At 30.1% G+C, this 16,975-nt stretch carries 15 protein-coding genes; 9 read left to right on the plus strand and 6 right to left on the minus strand.

What is annotated here, in order from left to right:
* Positions 1-10: 10 nt before the first annotated feature.
* A complete protein-coding gene (locus Q0881_RS08165; protein WP_299158773.1) occupies positions 11-2,983 on the minus strand; it encodes a SusC/RagA family TonB-linked outer membrane protein in 2,973 nt (990 codons plus the stop codon).
* Between the two features lie 217 nt (positions 2,984-3,200).
* On the opposite strand from Q0881_RS08165, the gene Q0881_RS08170 reads away from it, so the two are divergent.
* Together Q0881_RS08170 and bglX are read left to right on the plus strand one after the other, a co-directional pair.
* On the plus strand, positions 3,201-4,073 hold the full coding sequence (locus Q0881_RS08170) for an AraC family transcriptional regulator (RefSeq protein ID WP_299158776.1): 873 nt from the start codon (positions 3,201-3,203) through the stop codon (positions 4,071-4,073).
* A gap of 150 nt (positions 4,074-4,223) precedes the next feature.
* Positions 4,224-6,521, plus strand: coding sequence for a beta-glucosidase BglX (gene bglX / locus Q0881_RS08175; RefSeq protein ID WP_299158779.1), 2,298 nt, complete (start codon positions 4,224-4,226; stop codon positions 6,519-6,521).
* A 51-nt stretch (positions 6,522-6,572) separates the two neighbouring features.
* Here bglX and Q0881_RS08180 read toward each other — a convergent pair whose 3' ends face one another.
* Both Q0881_RS08180 and Q0881_RS08185 read right to left on the minus strand, forming a co-directional pair.
* A complete protein-coding gene (locus Q0881_RS08180; protein ID WP_299158782.1) occupies positions 6,573-7,934 on the minus strand; it encodes a pyridoxal-phosphate dependent enzyme in 1,362 nt (453 codons plus the stop codon).
* A 22-nt stretch (positions 7,935-7,956) separates the two neighbouring features.
* On the minus strand, positions 7,957-9,192 hold the full coding sequence (locus Q0881_RS08185; RefSeq protein WP_299158784.1) for an FtsX-like permease family protein: 1,236 nt from the start codon (positions 9,190-9,192) through the stop codon (positions 7,957-7,959).
* A gap of 62 nt (positions 9,193-9,254) precedes the next feature.
* Between Q0881_RS08185 and Q0881_RS08190 the strand changes: the two genes are divergently transcribed.
* Both Q0881_RS08190 and Q0881_RS08195 read left to right on the plus strand, forming a co-directional pair.
* Positions 9,255-9,839 carry a GNAT family N-acetyltransferase gene (locus tag Q0881_RS08190; RefSeq protein ID WP_299158786.1) on the plus strand — a complete coding sequence of 195 codons (585 nt, stop codon included), beginning with the start codon at positions 9,255-9,257 and terminating at the stop codon, positions 9,837-9,839.
* Between the two features lie 33 nt (positions 9,840-9,872).
* Positions 9,873-11,123: a DUF1343 domain-containing protein gene (locus Q0881_RS08195; protein WP_299158789.1), complete on the plus strand. Its 1,251-nt coding sequence runs from the start codon at positions 9,873-9,875 to the stop codon at positions 11,121-11,123.
* Between the two features lie 47 nt (positions 11,124-11,170).
* Here the strand turns inward: Q0881_RS08195 and Q0881_RS08200 are convergent, their stop codons facing one another.
* On the minus strand, positions 11,171-11,944 hold the full coding sequence (locus tag Q0881_RS08200) for a DUF6261 family protein (protein ID WP_299158791.1): 774 nt from the start codon (positions 11,942-11,944) through the stop codon (positions 11,171-11,173).
* 575 nt (positions 11,945-12,519) lie between these two features.
* On the opposite strand from Q0881_RS08200, the gene Q0881_RS08205 reads away from it, so the two are divergent.
* The 5 genes from Q0881_RS08205 (at position 12,520) to Q0881_RS08225 (ending at position 15,780) form a co-directional block, all read left to right on the plus strand.
* A complete protein-coding gene (locus Q0881_RS08205; protein ID WP_299158793.1) occupies positions 12,520-13,350 on the plus strand; it encodes a DUF1963 domain-containing protein in 831 nt (276 codons plus the stop codon).
* Positions 13,351-13,476: 126 nt separating this feature from the next.
* Complete coding sequence (locus Q0881_RS08210; protein WP_299158795.1) at positions 13,477-13,818, plus strand: hypothetical protein; 342 nt, start codon at positions 13,477-13,479, stop codon at positions 13,816-13,818.
* A gap of 1 nt (position 13,819) precedes the next feature.
* A complete protein-coding gene (locus Q0881_RS08215) occupies positions 13,820-14,194 on the plus strand; it encodes an Imm41 family immunity protein (RefSeq protein ID WP_299158797.1) in 375 nt (124 codons plus the stop codon).
* Positions 14,195-14,304: 110 nt separating this feature from the next.
* On the plus strand, positions 14,305-15,114 hold the full coding sequence (locus tag Q0881_RS08220) for a hypothetical protein (RefSeq protein WP_299158800.1): 810 nt from the start codon (positions 14,305-14,307) through the stop codon (positions 15,112-15,114).
* Positions 15,115-15,150: 36 nt separating this feature from the next.
* Positions 15,151-15,780, plus strand: a complete 630-nt coding sequence (locus Q0881_RS08225; RefSeq protein ID WP_299158802.1) for a hypothetical protein — start codon at positions 15,151-15,153, stop codon at positions 15,778-15,780.
* A 40-nt stretch (positions 15,781-15,820) separates the two neighbouring features.
* Here the strand turns inward: Q0881_RS08225 and Q0881_RS08230 are convergent, their stop codons facing one another.
* Positions 15,821-16,462: an MIP family channel protein gene (locus Q0881_RS08230; protein ID WP_299158805.1), complete on the minus strand. Its 642-nt coding sequence runs from the start codon at positions 16,460-16,462 to the stop codon at positions 15,821-15,823.
* A gap of 70 nt (positions 16,463-16,532) precedes the next feature.
* Positions 16,533-16,931 (minus strand): heme-binding protein, encoded by a 399-nt coding sequence (locus Q0881_RS08235; RefSeq protein ID WP_299158939.1) that lies wholly within the window; start codon positions 16,929-16,931, stop codon positions 16,533-16,535.
* Positions 16,932-16,975 lie beyond the last annotated feature (44 nt).

Raw genomic sequence — 16,975 nt, forward strand, 5'->3', positions numbered from 1 at the left:
TTTATAAATATTAAAAATCTAATGATAATCCAAATAATGCTTTACCTGGTGTTGGATAATAACCTCTATCTACACCTATGTCATTATTTCCAAAGTTTCCTATTTCTGGATCTAGGCCTTTGTAATTAGTAAAAGTAAAATAATCATCTAAAGACATATAAACTCTTAAATTATTAAGATGTAGTTTATCTGTCAACGATTTTGGAACTGTATATCCTAATTGAATTTGTTTAACTCTTAAATAAGATCCATCTTCTACTACTAAATCTGTATCATAAGCTGTACTCGCATATTGAGCTGCTGGAAAACTAGCATTATCACCTGCTTGTTTCCATCTATTTTCGTAAAAATGTATAGGTTTATTTGTTATCGGTCTCGATGGTTGGTGATATGTAGCCATTATATCATTACCTACTGTACCCTGAAATTGTACATTAAAATCGAAACTCTTATAACCTAAACTAACATTACCTCCATATAATATATCTGGATGAGGTGAACCTATCATTGTTTTATCTGCATTATTTACAGTTCCATCTCCATTCGTATCCACTAAATTCACTTGTCCTGTAGCTGGATCTATACCGTTTGTTTCGTACCCATAAAAGTACCATACTGGTAAACCTTTTGTAAATCTTGTAATTCCATCACTATTTTGTGGTGCTCCAGCCCCAACTATTGAAGTTCCTTCTGGAACAAACAATACCTCAGTAACTTCGTTATTTAATGTAGATAAGTTAAGATTAACATTATATGTCAGCCCACTTTTTGTTTCATCTCCATAACCTAACTCAAATTCAAACCCTTTATTTTCAATAGTTCCCGCATTAAACGGACTAAAAACAAACCCTGCTGAACCTGGAGTAATTAAACTTCCATTATTTACTATTAAATCTTTTGTTGTTTTAACATAATAATCAACAGAGAAATTCATTCTTCTATTAAAAGCTTTTACATCCACTCCAAAATCTAATTGTTCTGATGTTTCCCAAACTAAATTTTCATTAGCAAAACTTGTAATTTGTGCTCCAATTGCTCCTAGATAATCAATTGGATTACCTCCATTTAATCTAGTTATAAAAGTTTTATCTGTATTACCTGGTAAATTACCCCAGCTACCGTTTTGTCCCCAACTTGCTCTTACTTTCAAATAATCAATTTTAGAATCTTCCTTCCAAAAGTTTTCCTTTGAAACAACCCATCCACTTGACACAGCTGGGAAAAAAGCAGTTTTATTTTTTGAAGGAAATTTATCAGATCTATCACTTCTAAATGAACCTTCTAATAAATATTTCCCAGAAAAATCATAAGATAATCTTCCAAATGCTGAAACTAAATTGTTTTTATATACTGGAATTACTGGTCTATCTCCTTGTGTATCTACTACAACTGTAGTAGTTCTAGTGTCTTCTGCTGAATACCCTGCTAAAGCTGTAAAACTATGCTCTTCTATTTTTTTAGTATATGTTACAAAATTCTCCCACAACCATTTGTTACTTTCAACATCAACTGTTGATCTTGAAAAAACTGTATTTTGAGCTTCTGAAGAAACATAATAAGGATTCGTAGAATTAACTGTACTCCAAGTGTTTTGCTCTAAACCTAACCTTGTCGTAAAATTTAACCCTTCTAAAATTTTAAACTTAAAATAAGTCGTATTTAAAAATTGTGCCGCATCTGTAACATTACTATTTATTACATTAGAAAACGCAACTGGGTTTATCACCTCTCCTGTAGAAAAACTTGGATATCCATAAACATTACCATTAGCATCAGTTAACAACGGTACATTATTATTTGTTGCATTATCAATTACATTTTGTGGTACTTGTCCACTAGGATATGTTACTGGAGTTAAGGGATCTATAATTAACATATTTTGAATAACCCCTCTAGTGTCACTATTTTCATTAACACCGTTTTTATCGGTCATTGAATAAGTAGCATTCATACCTACTTCTAACCAATCAACTAGCTCTCCTTTTAAATTCATCCTTAATGTAGTTCTTTTGAAAGAAGAATTATCTTTTCCTACAATACCTTTTTGATTCAAATTAGATGCAGAAATATAGTAAGATCCTTTTTCTCCTGCTCCTGATAAACTTACATCGTTCCTATACATTGGTGCAGTAACAAATGTTTTATCAATCCAATTGGTATCATAACCATTGTTAGTTACACTTGCTATTCCTGCTTCATTCATATAAGTAACAAATTGAGAAGCATTCATTAGCTGCATGTCTGTTCTTACACTCTGAGAAACAAACTGAGAATTAATACTTACTTTCAATCCACCTTTTTTACCTGCTTTTGTTGTTACAATAACAACTCCATTTGCACCTTCTGTACCATATATAGCTGATGAAGCCGCATCTTTTAACACTTCAATATTCTCAATATCACTTGGAGGTAGATTATCTAAATTAGACACCTTCATTCCATCAACAATAAATAATGGGTCAGTTTTTCCATTAGAACCAGCACCTCTAATTCTTATTTTAGCTCCAGAACCAGGTGAACCAGAAGATGAAACAACTGTAACCCCCGATGTTCTACCTTGTAAAACTTGCTCTACTCTCTGACTAGAAGCACTTTTAATATCTTTACTATCTATACTAGAAATAGCACCAGTAACTAAACTTTTCTTTTTAGCTCCATAACCTACAATGACCACTTCATCTAAATTATTAGAATCTTCTTCTAAAGAGACATTTATAACTTGTCTTCCATTTACTTTTACTTCTTGTGTTTTATAACCCACAAAACTAAAAACAAGTACAGCATCTGGTTTTACATTATTTATTATATAAGACCCGTCCATTTCTGTTACCGCACCATTTGTTGTACCCTTTACAATAATATTTACTCCAACTACTTCTCCTAAGTTATCAGACACAACTCCTTTTACGGTTTGTGAATACCCATAGACACTTAGAAGAAAAAAGGATAAAAGCATTAAATTCTTAAAAAAACTTTTTTTCATAATTAATAATTAAATTATTTTTTTCTGTTATTATACTAATAATCTCATCCGTTTTTTAAAGACTTAATAAATAATTAAAGATTACTTAAAACAGTCCGCAGTTTACGAAAAGGATTTAGATGATACAAAACTATACGTTAAAACAGCTATTTAGTAATATATTTTTGTCATTTAATAATATATTTTTTATATTATTGAACCTTAAAAACAAAAAATAATGCAAAATAACATCCACAGAGAGATTACTCAACTATCTCCCACTGACAGTTTTCTTGTGTACTACAGAGTAAAAGACGAGTTTGACTTTCCTATTCATTTCCACCCCGAGTACGAACTAAATCTTATTCACAAAGGATCTGGTGTAAGACGAATAATAGGAGATCATATTGAAGAAATTTCTGACTACGAATTAGTTCTTATTGGCCCAAACTTACCTCACTGCTGGGAACTACACGAATGCACTAATAAGGAAATACATGAAGTTACAGTACATATTCATAATGACTTATTAGGTGAAAAACTACTTTCTAGGCGAGTTTTCAAATCAATAAGAGACATGTTTAACAGATCTATTCATGGAATTCTTTTTTCTGAAAAAACAACAAAAGAAATGATGCCTAGACTTAAAAACCTCCCAAAAGCCTCTGGAATAGACTACTTTATAGAATTCATATCTATACTTCACGACTTATCTACTTCAAGAAACCAAAAACTTCTATCTACTACTTTTTCAAATATTGACAACTTTGATAATAGCGATAGAATCAAGAAAATATATGAGTTTATACAAGAAAATTTCCATAAAAAAATCACTCTTGATGAAATATCAGAACTCATTAACATGAGCCCCGTATCATTTAACCGATTCATAAAAAAGAGAACTGGAAAAACCTTTGTTGCATACTTAAATAGTACACGCGTAAGCTTTGCAACAAGACTACTACTAGAAACCGACTTAAGTATTAGCGAAATTGCTTTTAAATGCGGGTTTAACAACATAGCTAACTTCAATAGAATCTTTAAAAAGGTAAAAAATTGCACACCGAGTGAATTCAAAACAGAATTCAAAGGAATACAAAAAGTACTATAATACTTTTTTGTCAAAAACAAACACATATAATACTTTTAGTATAAAAAAATATCACATTTTGATTATTTATGTATACATTTAAAACACTCTTTATTTTAATTTTGCATACTATAAACATTCGTTTAAAACATAATTCCACAAGTTAACAATATGAAAAAAATTATTATTCCAATAGTAATCCTAAGCTCATTAATCATTCTTGTTGGATGTTATTCTAAAAATGAACAACATAAGAAAGGTGATATAATGAATACAGAAATTGAAAAGAAAATTGATTCCCTATTAGAAAAAATGACTATTGAAGAGAAAGTAGGTCAGATGAATCAATATAATGGTTTTTGGGATCTAACTGGGCCAGCACCTAAAGAAGGAAGTGCAGAAACCAAATACAAACATCTTAAAAATGGTTGGATTGGTTCAATGCTTAATGTTAGAGGGGTAAAAAACGTTAGGGCTGTACAAAAAATAGCTGTAGAAGAAACAAGGCTAGGTATCCCTTTAATTATAGGATTCGATGTAATACATGGATATAAAACACTAAGTCCAATACCTTTAGCCGAAGCTGCTAGTTGGGATTTAGAAGTTATAAAAAAATCGGCGAGCGTTGCTGCTGCTGAAGCATCATCTGCTGGTATAAATTGGACTTTTGGTCCTATGGTAGATATTTCTAGAGATCCTAGATGGGGTCGCGTTATGGAAGGTGCAGGTGAAGATCCATATTTAGGAAGTAAAATAGCTGTTGCTAGAGTTGAAGGTTTCCAAGGTAAAGACTTAAAATCTCCACACACCATAGCTGCTTGTGCGAAACACTTTGCTGCTTACGGTTTTTCTGAAGCTGGTAAAGAATATAACACTGTTGACATTGGTACCTCAACCTTACACAATATTGTTCTTCCTCCATTTAAAGCTGCTGTAGATGCGGGTGTTAGAACCCTTATGAACTCTTTTAATGAATTAAATGGTGTACCTGTTACAGGTAGCAGTTACTTACAAAGAGATATTTTAAAAAATGGATGGGGATTTAATGGGTTTGTAGTATCTGATTGGGCTTCTATTAATGAAATGATTAACTGGGGGCATGCTAAAAACAAAAAAGAAGCTGCAGAAATTGCTGTTACTGCTGGTTCTGATATGGATATGGAAGGATACGTCTATGTAAAAGAATTAGCTAAACTTGTTAAAGATGGAAAAGTTAAAGAATCTTTGATTGACGACGCTGCTAGAAGAATTTTAAGAGTTAAATTCGAATTAGGATTATTTGATGACCCCTATAAATATTGCAACGAAGAAAACGAAAAAAACACACTATACAATCCGAAGTATCAAGAAGCTGTTTTAGATGTAGCTAAAAAATCTATTGTTTTACTAAAAAACGAAAACAACTTATTACCTTTAAAGAAAAGCGGTCAAAAAATTGCTCTTATAGGCTCTCTTGCTAATGACAACAATAGCCCTTTAGGTAGCTGGCGTATTGCTTCTGATGACAATACATCTATTTCTGTGCTTGAAGGAATGAAAAAATACGAAGACAACACATTAAACTACAGTAAGGGTGTCAATTTAACCACTGATAAAACATCTTTCACTAGTGAAGTTAAAATTAACTATACAGATAAAAGTCGTTTTAAAGATGCTATTTCAACTGCTCAAAAATCAGATGTAGTTGTTATGGTACTTGGTGAGCATGGCTTTCAAAGTGGTGAAGGAAGAAGTAGAAGTGACATCGGTTTACCTGGACTTCAACAAGAATTATTAGAAGAAATATATAAAGTAAATAAAAATATTGTTTTAGTTTTAAACAATGGTAGACCTCTTGCTATAGAGTGGGCTGCTGAAAATATCCCATCTATTGTTGAGGCATGGCAATTAGGATCTCAAGCTGGAAATGCCATCGCACAAGTTTTGTATGGTGATTACAATCCTAGCGGAAAACTTCCGATGACCTTTCCTAGAAACGTTGGACAGATTCCTATTTACTACAATTATAAAAATACAGGAAGACCTGTAGATAAAGATAGTAATGTATTTTGGTCTCACTATACTGATGTTAAAAATACGCCTCTATATCCTTTTGGACATGGTTTAAGCTACACAGCTTTTAAGTATTCAAACTTTAAAATTAATAATCAATCATTATCATTAAACGATTCTATTAAAGCTTCTGTTAACGTTACTAATACTGGAAAATATGATGGTAAAGAAGTTGTACAACTATATATACGTGATATGGTAGGTAGCATTACACGACCTGTAAGAGAATTAAAAGGGTTTGAATTGGTTGATTTAAAAGTTGGAGAAACCAAAACCGTAGAATTCATACTTAACAAAAACAGTCTTGGCTTTTATAATAATGATGGTAAATTTATTACAGAACCTGGAGACTTTAAAATTTTCATTGGAGGTAGTTCCACAACTACTATTGAAGGACAGTTTGAATTAGTTCCTTAATAGAAAAGCCTGCATAATATGCAGGCTTTTTTTATTGTACTTTTATAAGTATTAACCTATAGCACTTATAACATCATATTTAGTAATAATATGGTGCTTACCATTTTCTAGCGCTACTAATACTGCTTGATTTTCTTTAGAAATTAACTTAGATACTTCATCTATAGATGCATTTAATTTAACCTCAGCATACTTAGCTCCCATAACTTCTTTAATTGGCTTATCTGCTATGTTTTTATCTTCTAAGTAACTACGTAACAACGCTGACTCATCTACAGAACCTACAAAACCATTAGCATCTCTTACAGGAATTTGTGAAATTTTAAAATCACGCATTCTTTCAATTGCATGTGAAACCAATTCTTCTGTTTGCACTGTTATAAGTGGCTTATCTATATGTGATTTAATTAAATCTTCTGCTGTTGTTACTTCTTCTTCCAAGAAACCTCTATCACGCATCCAATCGTCATTAAACATTTTACCTACATATCTACTACCGTGATCATGAAATAAAACAACAATTACATCTTCCTTCTTAAACTCGTCTTTTAACTGTAATAATCCTTTTATAGCCGAACCTGCAGAGTTTCCAACAAAAATACCTTCTTCTTTCGCTATTTTTCTAGTGTAAACAGCTGCATCTTTATCTGTTACTTTCGTAAACCCGTCTATTAAAGAGAAATCTACATTCTTTGGTAAAATATCTTCCCCAATTCCTTCTGTGATATATGGGTATATCTCATTTTCATCAAAGACACCTGTTTCATGGTATTTTTTAAATACAGATCCATAAGTATCTATTCCCCAAATTTTAATATTTGGATTTTTCTCTTTTAAATATTTTGCTGTTCCTGAAATTGTTCCTCCAGTTCCTACTCCAACTACAAAATGAGTTATTTTACCTTCTGTTTGTTCCCAAATCTCTGGTCCTGTTTGCTCATAATGCGCCATTGCATTTGATGGATTATCATATTGATTCACATACCAAGAATTTGGAGTTTCTTCTCCTAATCTTTTTGATACTGAATAATATGAACGTGGATCGTCTGGCTCTACATTTGTTGGACATACAATTACCTCAGCTCCTACTGCACGTAAAATATCCATTTTTTCTTTTGATTGCTTGTCTGAAATTACAAAAATACATTTGTATCCTTTTATAATTGCAGCTAAAGCTAATCCCATTCCAGTGTTTCCTGAAGTTCCCTCTATAATAGTACCCCCTGGTTTTAAACGACCATCTGCTTCTGCATCTTCAATCATTTTTAACGCCATTCTATCTTTTATAGAATTCCCTGGGTTAAACGTTTCTACCTTAGCTAACACTAAAGCATCAATCTCTTTTGTTACTGAATTTAATTGAACTAAAGGTGTATTACCTATAGTCTCTAATATATTTTTTGCGTATTTCATCTTCTATAATTATGCTGCAAATTTATGCAAATCGAATGGATTTTGAAGGGTGTATTTTTGTAACTATATATGAAGGAATTATTAACATAAAAAAACATAATATTAGTGTTCCTATATTTAATAATAAGATTGCCCAAAAACTAATTTCTACAGGTACTGAAGACACATGATAAGTTTCAGGATCCAAGCTTATAGGCTTAAAATATTTTTGAATAAACAACAATGATATCCCTATTATATTTCCCCAGAAAAGCCCTTTCAATATTAAATAGAAAGCATTGTACAAAAATATTTTTCTTATACTCCAATTAACACTTCCTAATGCTTTTAAAATTCCAATCATTTTTACACGTTCTAATATTAAAACCAATAAAGCGGTTATCATATTTATTCCCGCAATTAGAATCATGATTCCGATAATGAATCGAACATTATTATCAAAAAGTTTAATCCAATCAAAAATTAGTGGATTACTATCTACAATAGTGCTACTATTTAAAGTTACTCCTACATTACTATAAACTTCATCTCCTTTTTCTTTCAATTTATCAAAGTCATCTATTAAAACTTCAAAACCTCCTATTTGATTATCAGCCCAACTGTTAATTCTCTGCACCTCTCTAATGTCACCTATCAACATAGATTTATCAAACTGTTCCAACCCTGTATTATATATACCTACAATTACAGGCTTACGTCTTTTATGCTTTAACTTACTTTTTTCAGAGCTAAATAAAGTTTCAATAGTATCATTTAATTTAAAATTCAATCTATTGGCTATTGATTCTGATATTAATATTTCTTTATTTCTACTTTGAGTAAAATTAGGTAACCTCCCCTCTTTTAAATATTCTTTAAAAAAAGAAAAGTCATAATCAGACGACACCCCTTTGAATACAATACCTTCAAAATCGGTTGAAGTTCTTATTATTCCCCCAACATTTGCAAAAACCTGTACGTTTTTAATTCCTTCTATGTTTTTAAACTTTGGGTAAAAATCTTGATTCTTATCAATAGGAATTGTTGATATATCTGAATTATTATTATCGTAATTTACTATTTGAATATGACCTTTAAACCCAGTCATTTTATCCTTAATTTTCTTTTGAAAACCTGAAGCTATTGACACCGCTATTAACATAATAGCGATTCCTAAAGTAATGGCAATAGTTGCTATTTTAATTATTGGCGATGATATACTACTTTTATGCTCTTTACCTGCAATAATTCGTTTAGCAATAAATAATTCGAAATTCAAAAGTTGTAATTTTTAAGTAAATTCAAAAGTAATTAATTCTTATTTAAATAATATTATTAAACATGATTAAAGCTTCTTTTACCGACAAAGAATTAGTTACTGATATTTTATACAAGGCTTTTGCTACTATTGAAATAGACAACTCTATAAGTTTTGTTGTTAAACAAGATGCTAAAAGAAATAAACGTCTTCGTTTTTTAATGGAATATTTATTTTTAACTTCTTTTGAATTTGGGGATGTTTTTATTACTAACAACAAGAAAGCCTGTCTTCTTATAAATTATCCTCATTTACAAAAAGTAACTTTAAAAAACTGCTATTGGAAACTTTTATTAATTATTAAAACTATTGGCTTCAATAATGTTTTAAAAGTACTCAAAAGAGAACGTGAGTTAAATAAACATTCTATAACCACTCCCCATATTCATCCTATTATTATGGGTGTTTCCAAGGAATATCAAAATAAAGGCATTGGTGTTCGATTAATTAAAGAAGTAATTTTACATTTTAAAAACAATAAACTTCCTTGTATTATAGAAACTACCTCTAAAGAAAATTTGAAGCTTTATAAAAAGTTTGGCTTTAAAATTGTTAGAGAAACTCATAGTTTAAATTACCCGTTGTTTTTCTTACGAAAAGACTTTTAAGTAGTAACTTTAACTTTTTAAATTTATACCTAAATGAAAAGTACTTTTAACCACCTTTTTATATTCTTTGTTTTTATTAATTTTCAATTTACATCTTGTGCACAACAGCAAAAATCAACTGTAAAGAAAACTGTAAAAGAGATTCAACAATTAAAAACTGGTGCAGATAGGATTAATTTATACTTATCTAAATTAAAAGGAAAGAATATTGCTATTGTTGCCAATCAAACATCAGTTTTGGAGGTTTTGCAACGAGCTGAAGTAGCTCCTAATGTAATGGGTGCAAAATTAGTACAGTTTCATTTAGTTGATTACCTAAATGATTACAATGGAATTAACGTTAAAAAAGTATTTTCTCCTGAACATGGTTTTCGCGGTAAAGAAGATGCTGCTGCACATGTTAACGATGAGACTGATATCAAAACCGGATTACCAATTCTTTCGTTACATGGAAAAAGTAAAAAGCCATCGCAAGAACAATTAAAAGGAGTTGATGCTGTTGTTTTTGACATCCAAGATGTTGGAGTTCGTTTTTACACCTATATTTCAACATTGCATCATGTAATGGAAGCCTGCGCTGAAGCTGATATTCCTGTAATACTTTTAGACAGACCAAACCCTAATGGGCATTATATAGATGGGCCTATTTTAGAAACTAAACATAGTAGTTTTGTTGGAAAACACCCTGTTCCTGTTGTATACGGAATGACTATTGGTGAATATGGACAAATGATTAATGGTGAAAAATGGTTAAAAAATGGAATTCAATGCGATTTAACTGTTATTCCTTTAGAAAACTACACACATGATTACCAATATAGCTTGCCTATAAAACCTTCTCCTAATTTACCTAACGATAAATCGATTAACTTATATCCTAGCTTAGGTTTTTTTGAAGGAACTACAATTAATGCTGGTAGAGGAACCAATATTCAATTTCAAATTTATGGTGCTCCGTTTTTTAAGCAATCATCATTTAGCTACACTCCAAAGTCTAACGAAGGTGCTAAATACCCTAAATATAAAAACAAATTGTGCTATGGAAAAGATCTTAGAGAAGTCGAGTATCTTAGTGCAATTAATCTAGAATGGCTGATTGACGCTTATAAACAAACACCTAAAAAAGAAACTTTTTTTGGAAAAACTTTTACCATTCATGCTGGTACTGAAAAACTACAACAACAAATAGAACAAGGTATTTCTGGAAAAGAAATTAAAAACTCTTGGATAAAAGGACTTAATGAATTTAAAAATATTAGAAAGAAGTATTTAATCTACAAATAATTTAATCATGTTAATATATACCTTATACTATTAGTTTAAAGGTTCTTTTACTCTTCTTCAGTTAAAGGAATTTCTAAATTAGAAATTTCACTTTCTTTTACATATTCAGCATCAGAAACCTTACTTGCTCTAGCATTTACCACAGAATTATATTGACTGGTAAGCTCATTGATCTCTGTAATTATTTTTCCATAAGCTTTATTATCACTTAGTGTATTATGAGCTTCAAGGTGATTTAACAACTTTCTATAGACTTTACTTACTCCTGCTCGCAAATCGGTAACGCTAACAGAATTATTATTTGCTGCAGACTCCTCTACTCTTTTCAAATACTTTTGTATAAAATTGTTATTAACCTTTCTTAAATTCTCAATCCATCCTTCTAATTTTAATACTGCTACAGCTTCAGATAATTTAGAATTATTTATAAGTTCATCTAAAAAACTATTGATAATAACCGATTTTTCTTGGTAACTTTTACGAATCACTTGGCTACCATAAATCTGCATAATTCTTAAAATCTCTTGTCCAGAGGTAGAAATCTCTCTATCGTAATGATAGCTATAACCACTTACTACTCTTTTTATACCAATAAAAGCTTTATCTCTATACTCATTATAAACCTTCATATTTTTAGTTAAAGCACTTCCTTTTGCTTGCGAGTAAGCATTATCAATTTCTTCAATTAAAGCAAACAACCTATCTCTAGGCTGTTTTAACAATAAAGTATTTACATCTTCTTTATTTACCAATTTTACAACATCTTTCATGTATTGCAAATACGCTGCATTACGATAACGATTCAAATACGGGCTAACCATAATTCAATGTTTTTAAATTTATAAAAATGTATGTAAGGAAGTATAGCAACTATCTTTATAACTAACCTAAAGATAAAAAATAATACTTAAAACACAATTAAATAGCTTCTTGTCTATAAACAAAAACATCAACACAATATGTTTTTAAAAACTTTAAGAAAGAAAACATTGACATTCTGTGTTAATAAAAACTTTTATAAAAGAATTTACTAGCATTTCATGTTTGCCAAAACTTTGACTATTTATTCTATTAGCATTTAATACTTATAAAAACTTTTCACATAGAAGCTATTTACACATCAAGTTTATAAAATATTAATGCTTTTATCCCTAAAAGTGTACATTAACTAATAGACATAATTACACTACATATTTTACTTATATTTGTTTTAAAAAATTGCACGGATTTTATTCCTTTATATTTTATTTATCTAAGAATTTTAGTTTTATCAGTAATAAATAATATTACTTTTAAATCCTAAAAGTTCTGCATAGCCGACCTAATTAGGTATATACAATGAATAAAGTTCCGCATATAAATAAGTTGTGTACCATACAAAAACTGAACGTAAAGAATGAGCTTTTGGAAAAAAATATTTAATGGTAAAAAAGACAAATCTAAAACTGAATTGCACTTTGACAAATATCGAAAAGAACTAAATGAATTGAATTTAAAATCCATTTCAGATTTAGAAAATTTGGTTAAACCATTAATAAGACAAACAACCAAACTCGAAATTCAACCTGCATCAAGACCACCTGAAAATTCTCAATTAGAATCTCATTTTGGTGGAAATCCTTACTTCGAAAAAGGTGAGGAATGGCCAAGAGGTAAAAACGGAAAACATTTGGACTTCATTTTTCAAGTTTTCAACTCACTTGAATTGGAGTTACCTAAAAGCATAGAGTTAGTACAATTCTTCTATGATTGGGAGGAATTTCCGTGGGATACTAACGATAATGGTTGGTTAGTAAAAACATATAAACAAGTTGATAAAGGAAAAGCTGAATTTATTGCTAAACCAGTAGAAATAGAAAAATCAAAATTTTGCAAAATAGAATATAAACCGACTCAAACATTACCTGATTGGGAAGGAATTGATTTGTTTGGAAATGATGCGTCTAAATTATCGTGTGTATTAAATGAAGATGAACCTTGGGATAGTTACGACCAAATTATAACAAAGTTAATTGGAGAACAAGACTATCAAAGTCAACTTGGTGGTTATCCAAAATGGGTTCAAGGAGAATCAACGCCAAGAGATAGCAAAGGAAATCCAATGAAACTTTTATTCCAGATTGATTCTGAAGATAATGCTGGAATAATGTGGGGAGATATTGGATTAATTTATGTCTTCTATGATGAAAAATCAGAGAGAATTGAATTTAATTTACAATGTCACTAAATGAAAACAAAAAATACGTTACACAACAATGGCTATAAGTAATTGCTGGTTCTCGCCTACTTTTGAAGTTAAGTGCTAAATCACGCAACTACTCATAGCCGAGAACGTTGTAAAACATTTGAGAAAATGCTCGAACACAATAAAGAAATTGAAAAAATAATTGAAAGGAACCTAACCGAATCTTCATCTGAATCTGAAATTGACAAGTTTATATCGGATTTAAAAAAAGTTGGTTCTAATCCGATTATAACAATGAAAATAATTGTAAAAAAGCTAAATATCGATTTCGGAAAAGCAAAAGATATGGTCTTTAATTCATCTGCTTGGGGTTTTCTATATTCTCAACCTAATCCATTTAATCAGGAATTTTTGGACATTGTTTCTGAAAATGCTGACCAAGTGGAACGAAAAAATGGAAAGGTTATTTCTGTAACTTATAAATTGGACAAAGATTCTGAAAACAATTAGAATGAAATTAATAGACGAATTAAATGCGGAAAATGGCTCTTTCTTACTCGAATTAAGAACTGATTTTAATTGGAATCATAATTCGTTTATAAACCTACTGTCTGAATTAAATAACGAATGTAAACAAACAAAAGGAGATGAAAATTTATCGAGAGATATTGCATCTGGAATTTGGTATATATCTGACTTTATAAAAAGTTGGACAAAACATAAAAACTTTCCGAAAAAATACTCTGATGAATATTATAAAAAAGCATATGAATTAATAAATGATTTGGCTTACTCTTACTTTACATCTGAATCGCCTTATCAATCTGAAAATAAAATTGATAATCATATAACAAAATTAAAAAACGTTTTACAACAACGTATATAAAAAACGTTCAAATAAAGAATATTGAAACGACTATAAACAACAAGAGGAAAGATCTAACACACTCCTTTTAAGATATACTCCATACAAAACCATTCATTAAAAAAATATCTGTGAATAAATTAACGAATTATACATCCGAAAAGATATTTGTAAGACTATTAACAAATAAGTCTAAGAAAAACTATTGGAATTATGTGGGTGAATTACGAAAACGAAAAACTAATGAAATTTTTAAAAGAAGTGTTTTATTAACTAAATCTGAATCTGCTAAGGAAAGAATGATAGGTACAGATGTGTTATCTCAATTTGGTTTTCCAAGACTTCATAAAAAAGAAATAATAACATTGTTCTTTGATTTATTAAAATCCGAAACGAACAAAAATGTTATAAACTCAATATTATATGGTATTGGACACAACAACGAAAAGCTAACAAATAAACAAGTTGAACTTCTTTGTTCTTTTCAAAACCATAAAAGTGTATATATAAAACACAGTTTAATTTTTTCTCTTCTTACAATTGAAAAAAATAGTGCAATAGATACATTAATAAAATTATCAAATGATAAAGATCCTCACATTAGAGATTGGTCTACTTTTGGAATCGGAAGTCAAATTGAAACAGATAACGAGAAAATAAGAACTGCTTTATGGAATAGAGTTTCAGACAAAAACAATGAAACTAAATTCGAAGCTATTTTAGGCCTAGCTCAAAGAAAAGATAAACAAATAAAAGAAGTTTTAAAAAAAGAACTTGAAAACATTGACGAAAATGGTTCTCCTATTTTAGAATCTATCGAATTACTTAATGACAATGAGTTTATTCCTTTCTTAGAAAAGAAAGTTCTCGAAAATAAAAAATCAAAAAAAGTAAATGAAGATTGGCTTTTAGATACCATAAACAAGCTGAACGAAAAATAAAGCCCAACGTACAAGCATGAAATTTCACTTTACATAATGAAAATACTAAATATATTAATCATAATATTCTTAGGGCTAACTATTTTTATAACTGTTACCCACCTTAAAAAAACAGAGTCCTATTTAAATTCTGAAACAGGCAGTAAACTAATAGAGTTATTCGATGGCGAATTTAAGTGTATATCATATGTAGCTCGTGACTCAGAGAATAACTTAAAAGTACATTTAAATTTTCACCACATTCAAACCAGCTTTAATATTAAAAAATTGAAAATCAAACTGGATGACAAACAACTAATTTGGATCAAACCCTATAGTGGAATGAAAAATTGGGATAATCCTACTTATAATAATTTCAAAAACATTCCTGACACTCTAAAATTTTTATCGCCAGAATCAAACCCATATTATGCATTTGACCATTTGTTTAAAGTTGTAAATCCAAACAATAGATACAAACTTATCTTTGAATTAGAAACAAAGGAAAAGAACAAAATTATTAGTAAAAAAATAGAACTCATTAGAGATGAAAAATATGAGCTAAAGCCTTGGGACATGCATAGTGATATCACTTTTTTATTAATTCCTCTATTCGGACTAATAAGTTTAGTTTTGATAATAATCAGACTTGTAACTAAAAAAACACCTAATACTATCTGTAACTAATTATTTATACAAATTTATTTATTAAAATCTAAAACAAAAACTACCCTTTACCACTTATAAACTTCCATAATAACATAGCTAAAACACTTCCTAATGTTGGAGCGACAATATATATCCATAAAGCATCTATATTCCCTGAAAGTATTGCTGGCGCTAAACTACGCGCAGGATTAAAAGAACCTCCTGAAATTGGGCCAGCAATTAAAATAATTCCTGTTACAAAAACACCTATAACAATTCCTGCCAAATGACTGTGTTCTTTTTGACTAGTCATTCCTAAAATTATTAGCATTAAAAAAAATGTTAGTACTACCTCTAATACAAATGAAGAAAATACCCCTCCCCTTGGCAATGTTTCTCCTAAGGTTTCTGTTGTAGGAAAAATAAAATATAATAAAACACTAGCTAAAAAAGCACCAAGAGTTTGAGCAATCACATAATATATCACCTCTCTCTTAGGCATTAACTTACCAACTGCCAAAGCAATGGTAACCGCTGGATTTATATGCGCTCCAGAAATAGATCCAAAAACATAAATCATTCCTGTTATAACAATTCCAAAAGCAGCTGAAATTCCTAACAACCCTAAGCTTCCATTAGACAATGAGTTTACAATTACCGCCCCTGTTCCGCAAAAGACTAACACAAAAGTTCCTATAAATTCTGCTAAATATTTTTTCATAATCACTTATTAGTATTCAATAAAAAAAGGATAGCCTTGGCTACCCTCTTTTCTTTTATCCCTTACTCTTTTAAATCGCGTTAGCTCCTGCTTCTGCTACTGTATGATCGTTTTCAACCGAACTACCACTTACTCCAACTGCCCCTATAATGGTTCCATTAGCATCTTTTACAGGTACCCCTCCTGGAAAAGTAATTAAACCGTTATTAGAGTTTTCTATATTAAATAATGGCGCTCCTGGCTGAGATAACTCTCCTATTACTCCAGTATTCATATCAAAAAAACGAGATGTTTTTGCTTTTTTTATTGATATGTCTAAAGATCCTAACCATGCACCATCCATACGTGAGAAAGCCACTAAGTTTGCTCCTGCGTCAACAACTGCTATGTTCATTTTTGTATCTATTGCTACAGACTTTTCTTTTGCTGCTACAATAATTTTCTCCGCTTGTTCTAATGTTATATTCATCATCTTATCTTTTATATTTCTGATGCAAAATTACACTAGCTTTA

It is taken from the genome of uncultured Tenacibaculum sp. (genome assembly GCF_947494125.1).
Lineage (GTDB): Bacteria > Bacteroidota > Bacteroidia > Flavobacteriales > Flavobacteriaceae > Polaribacter.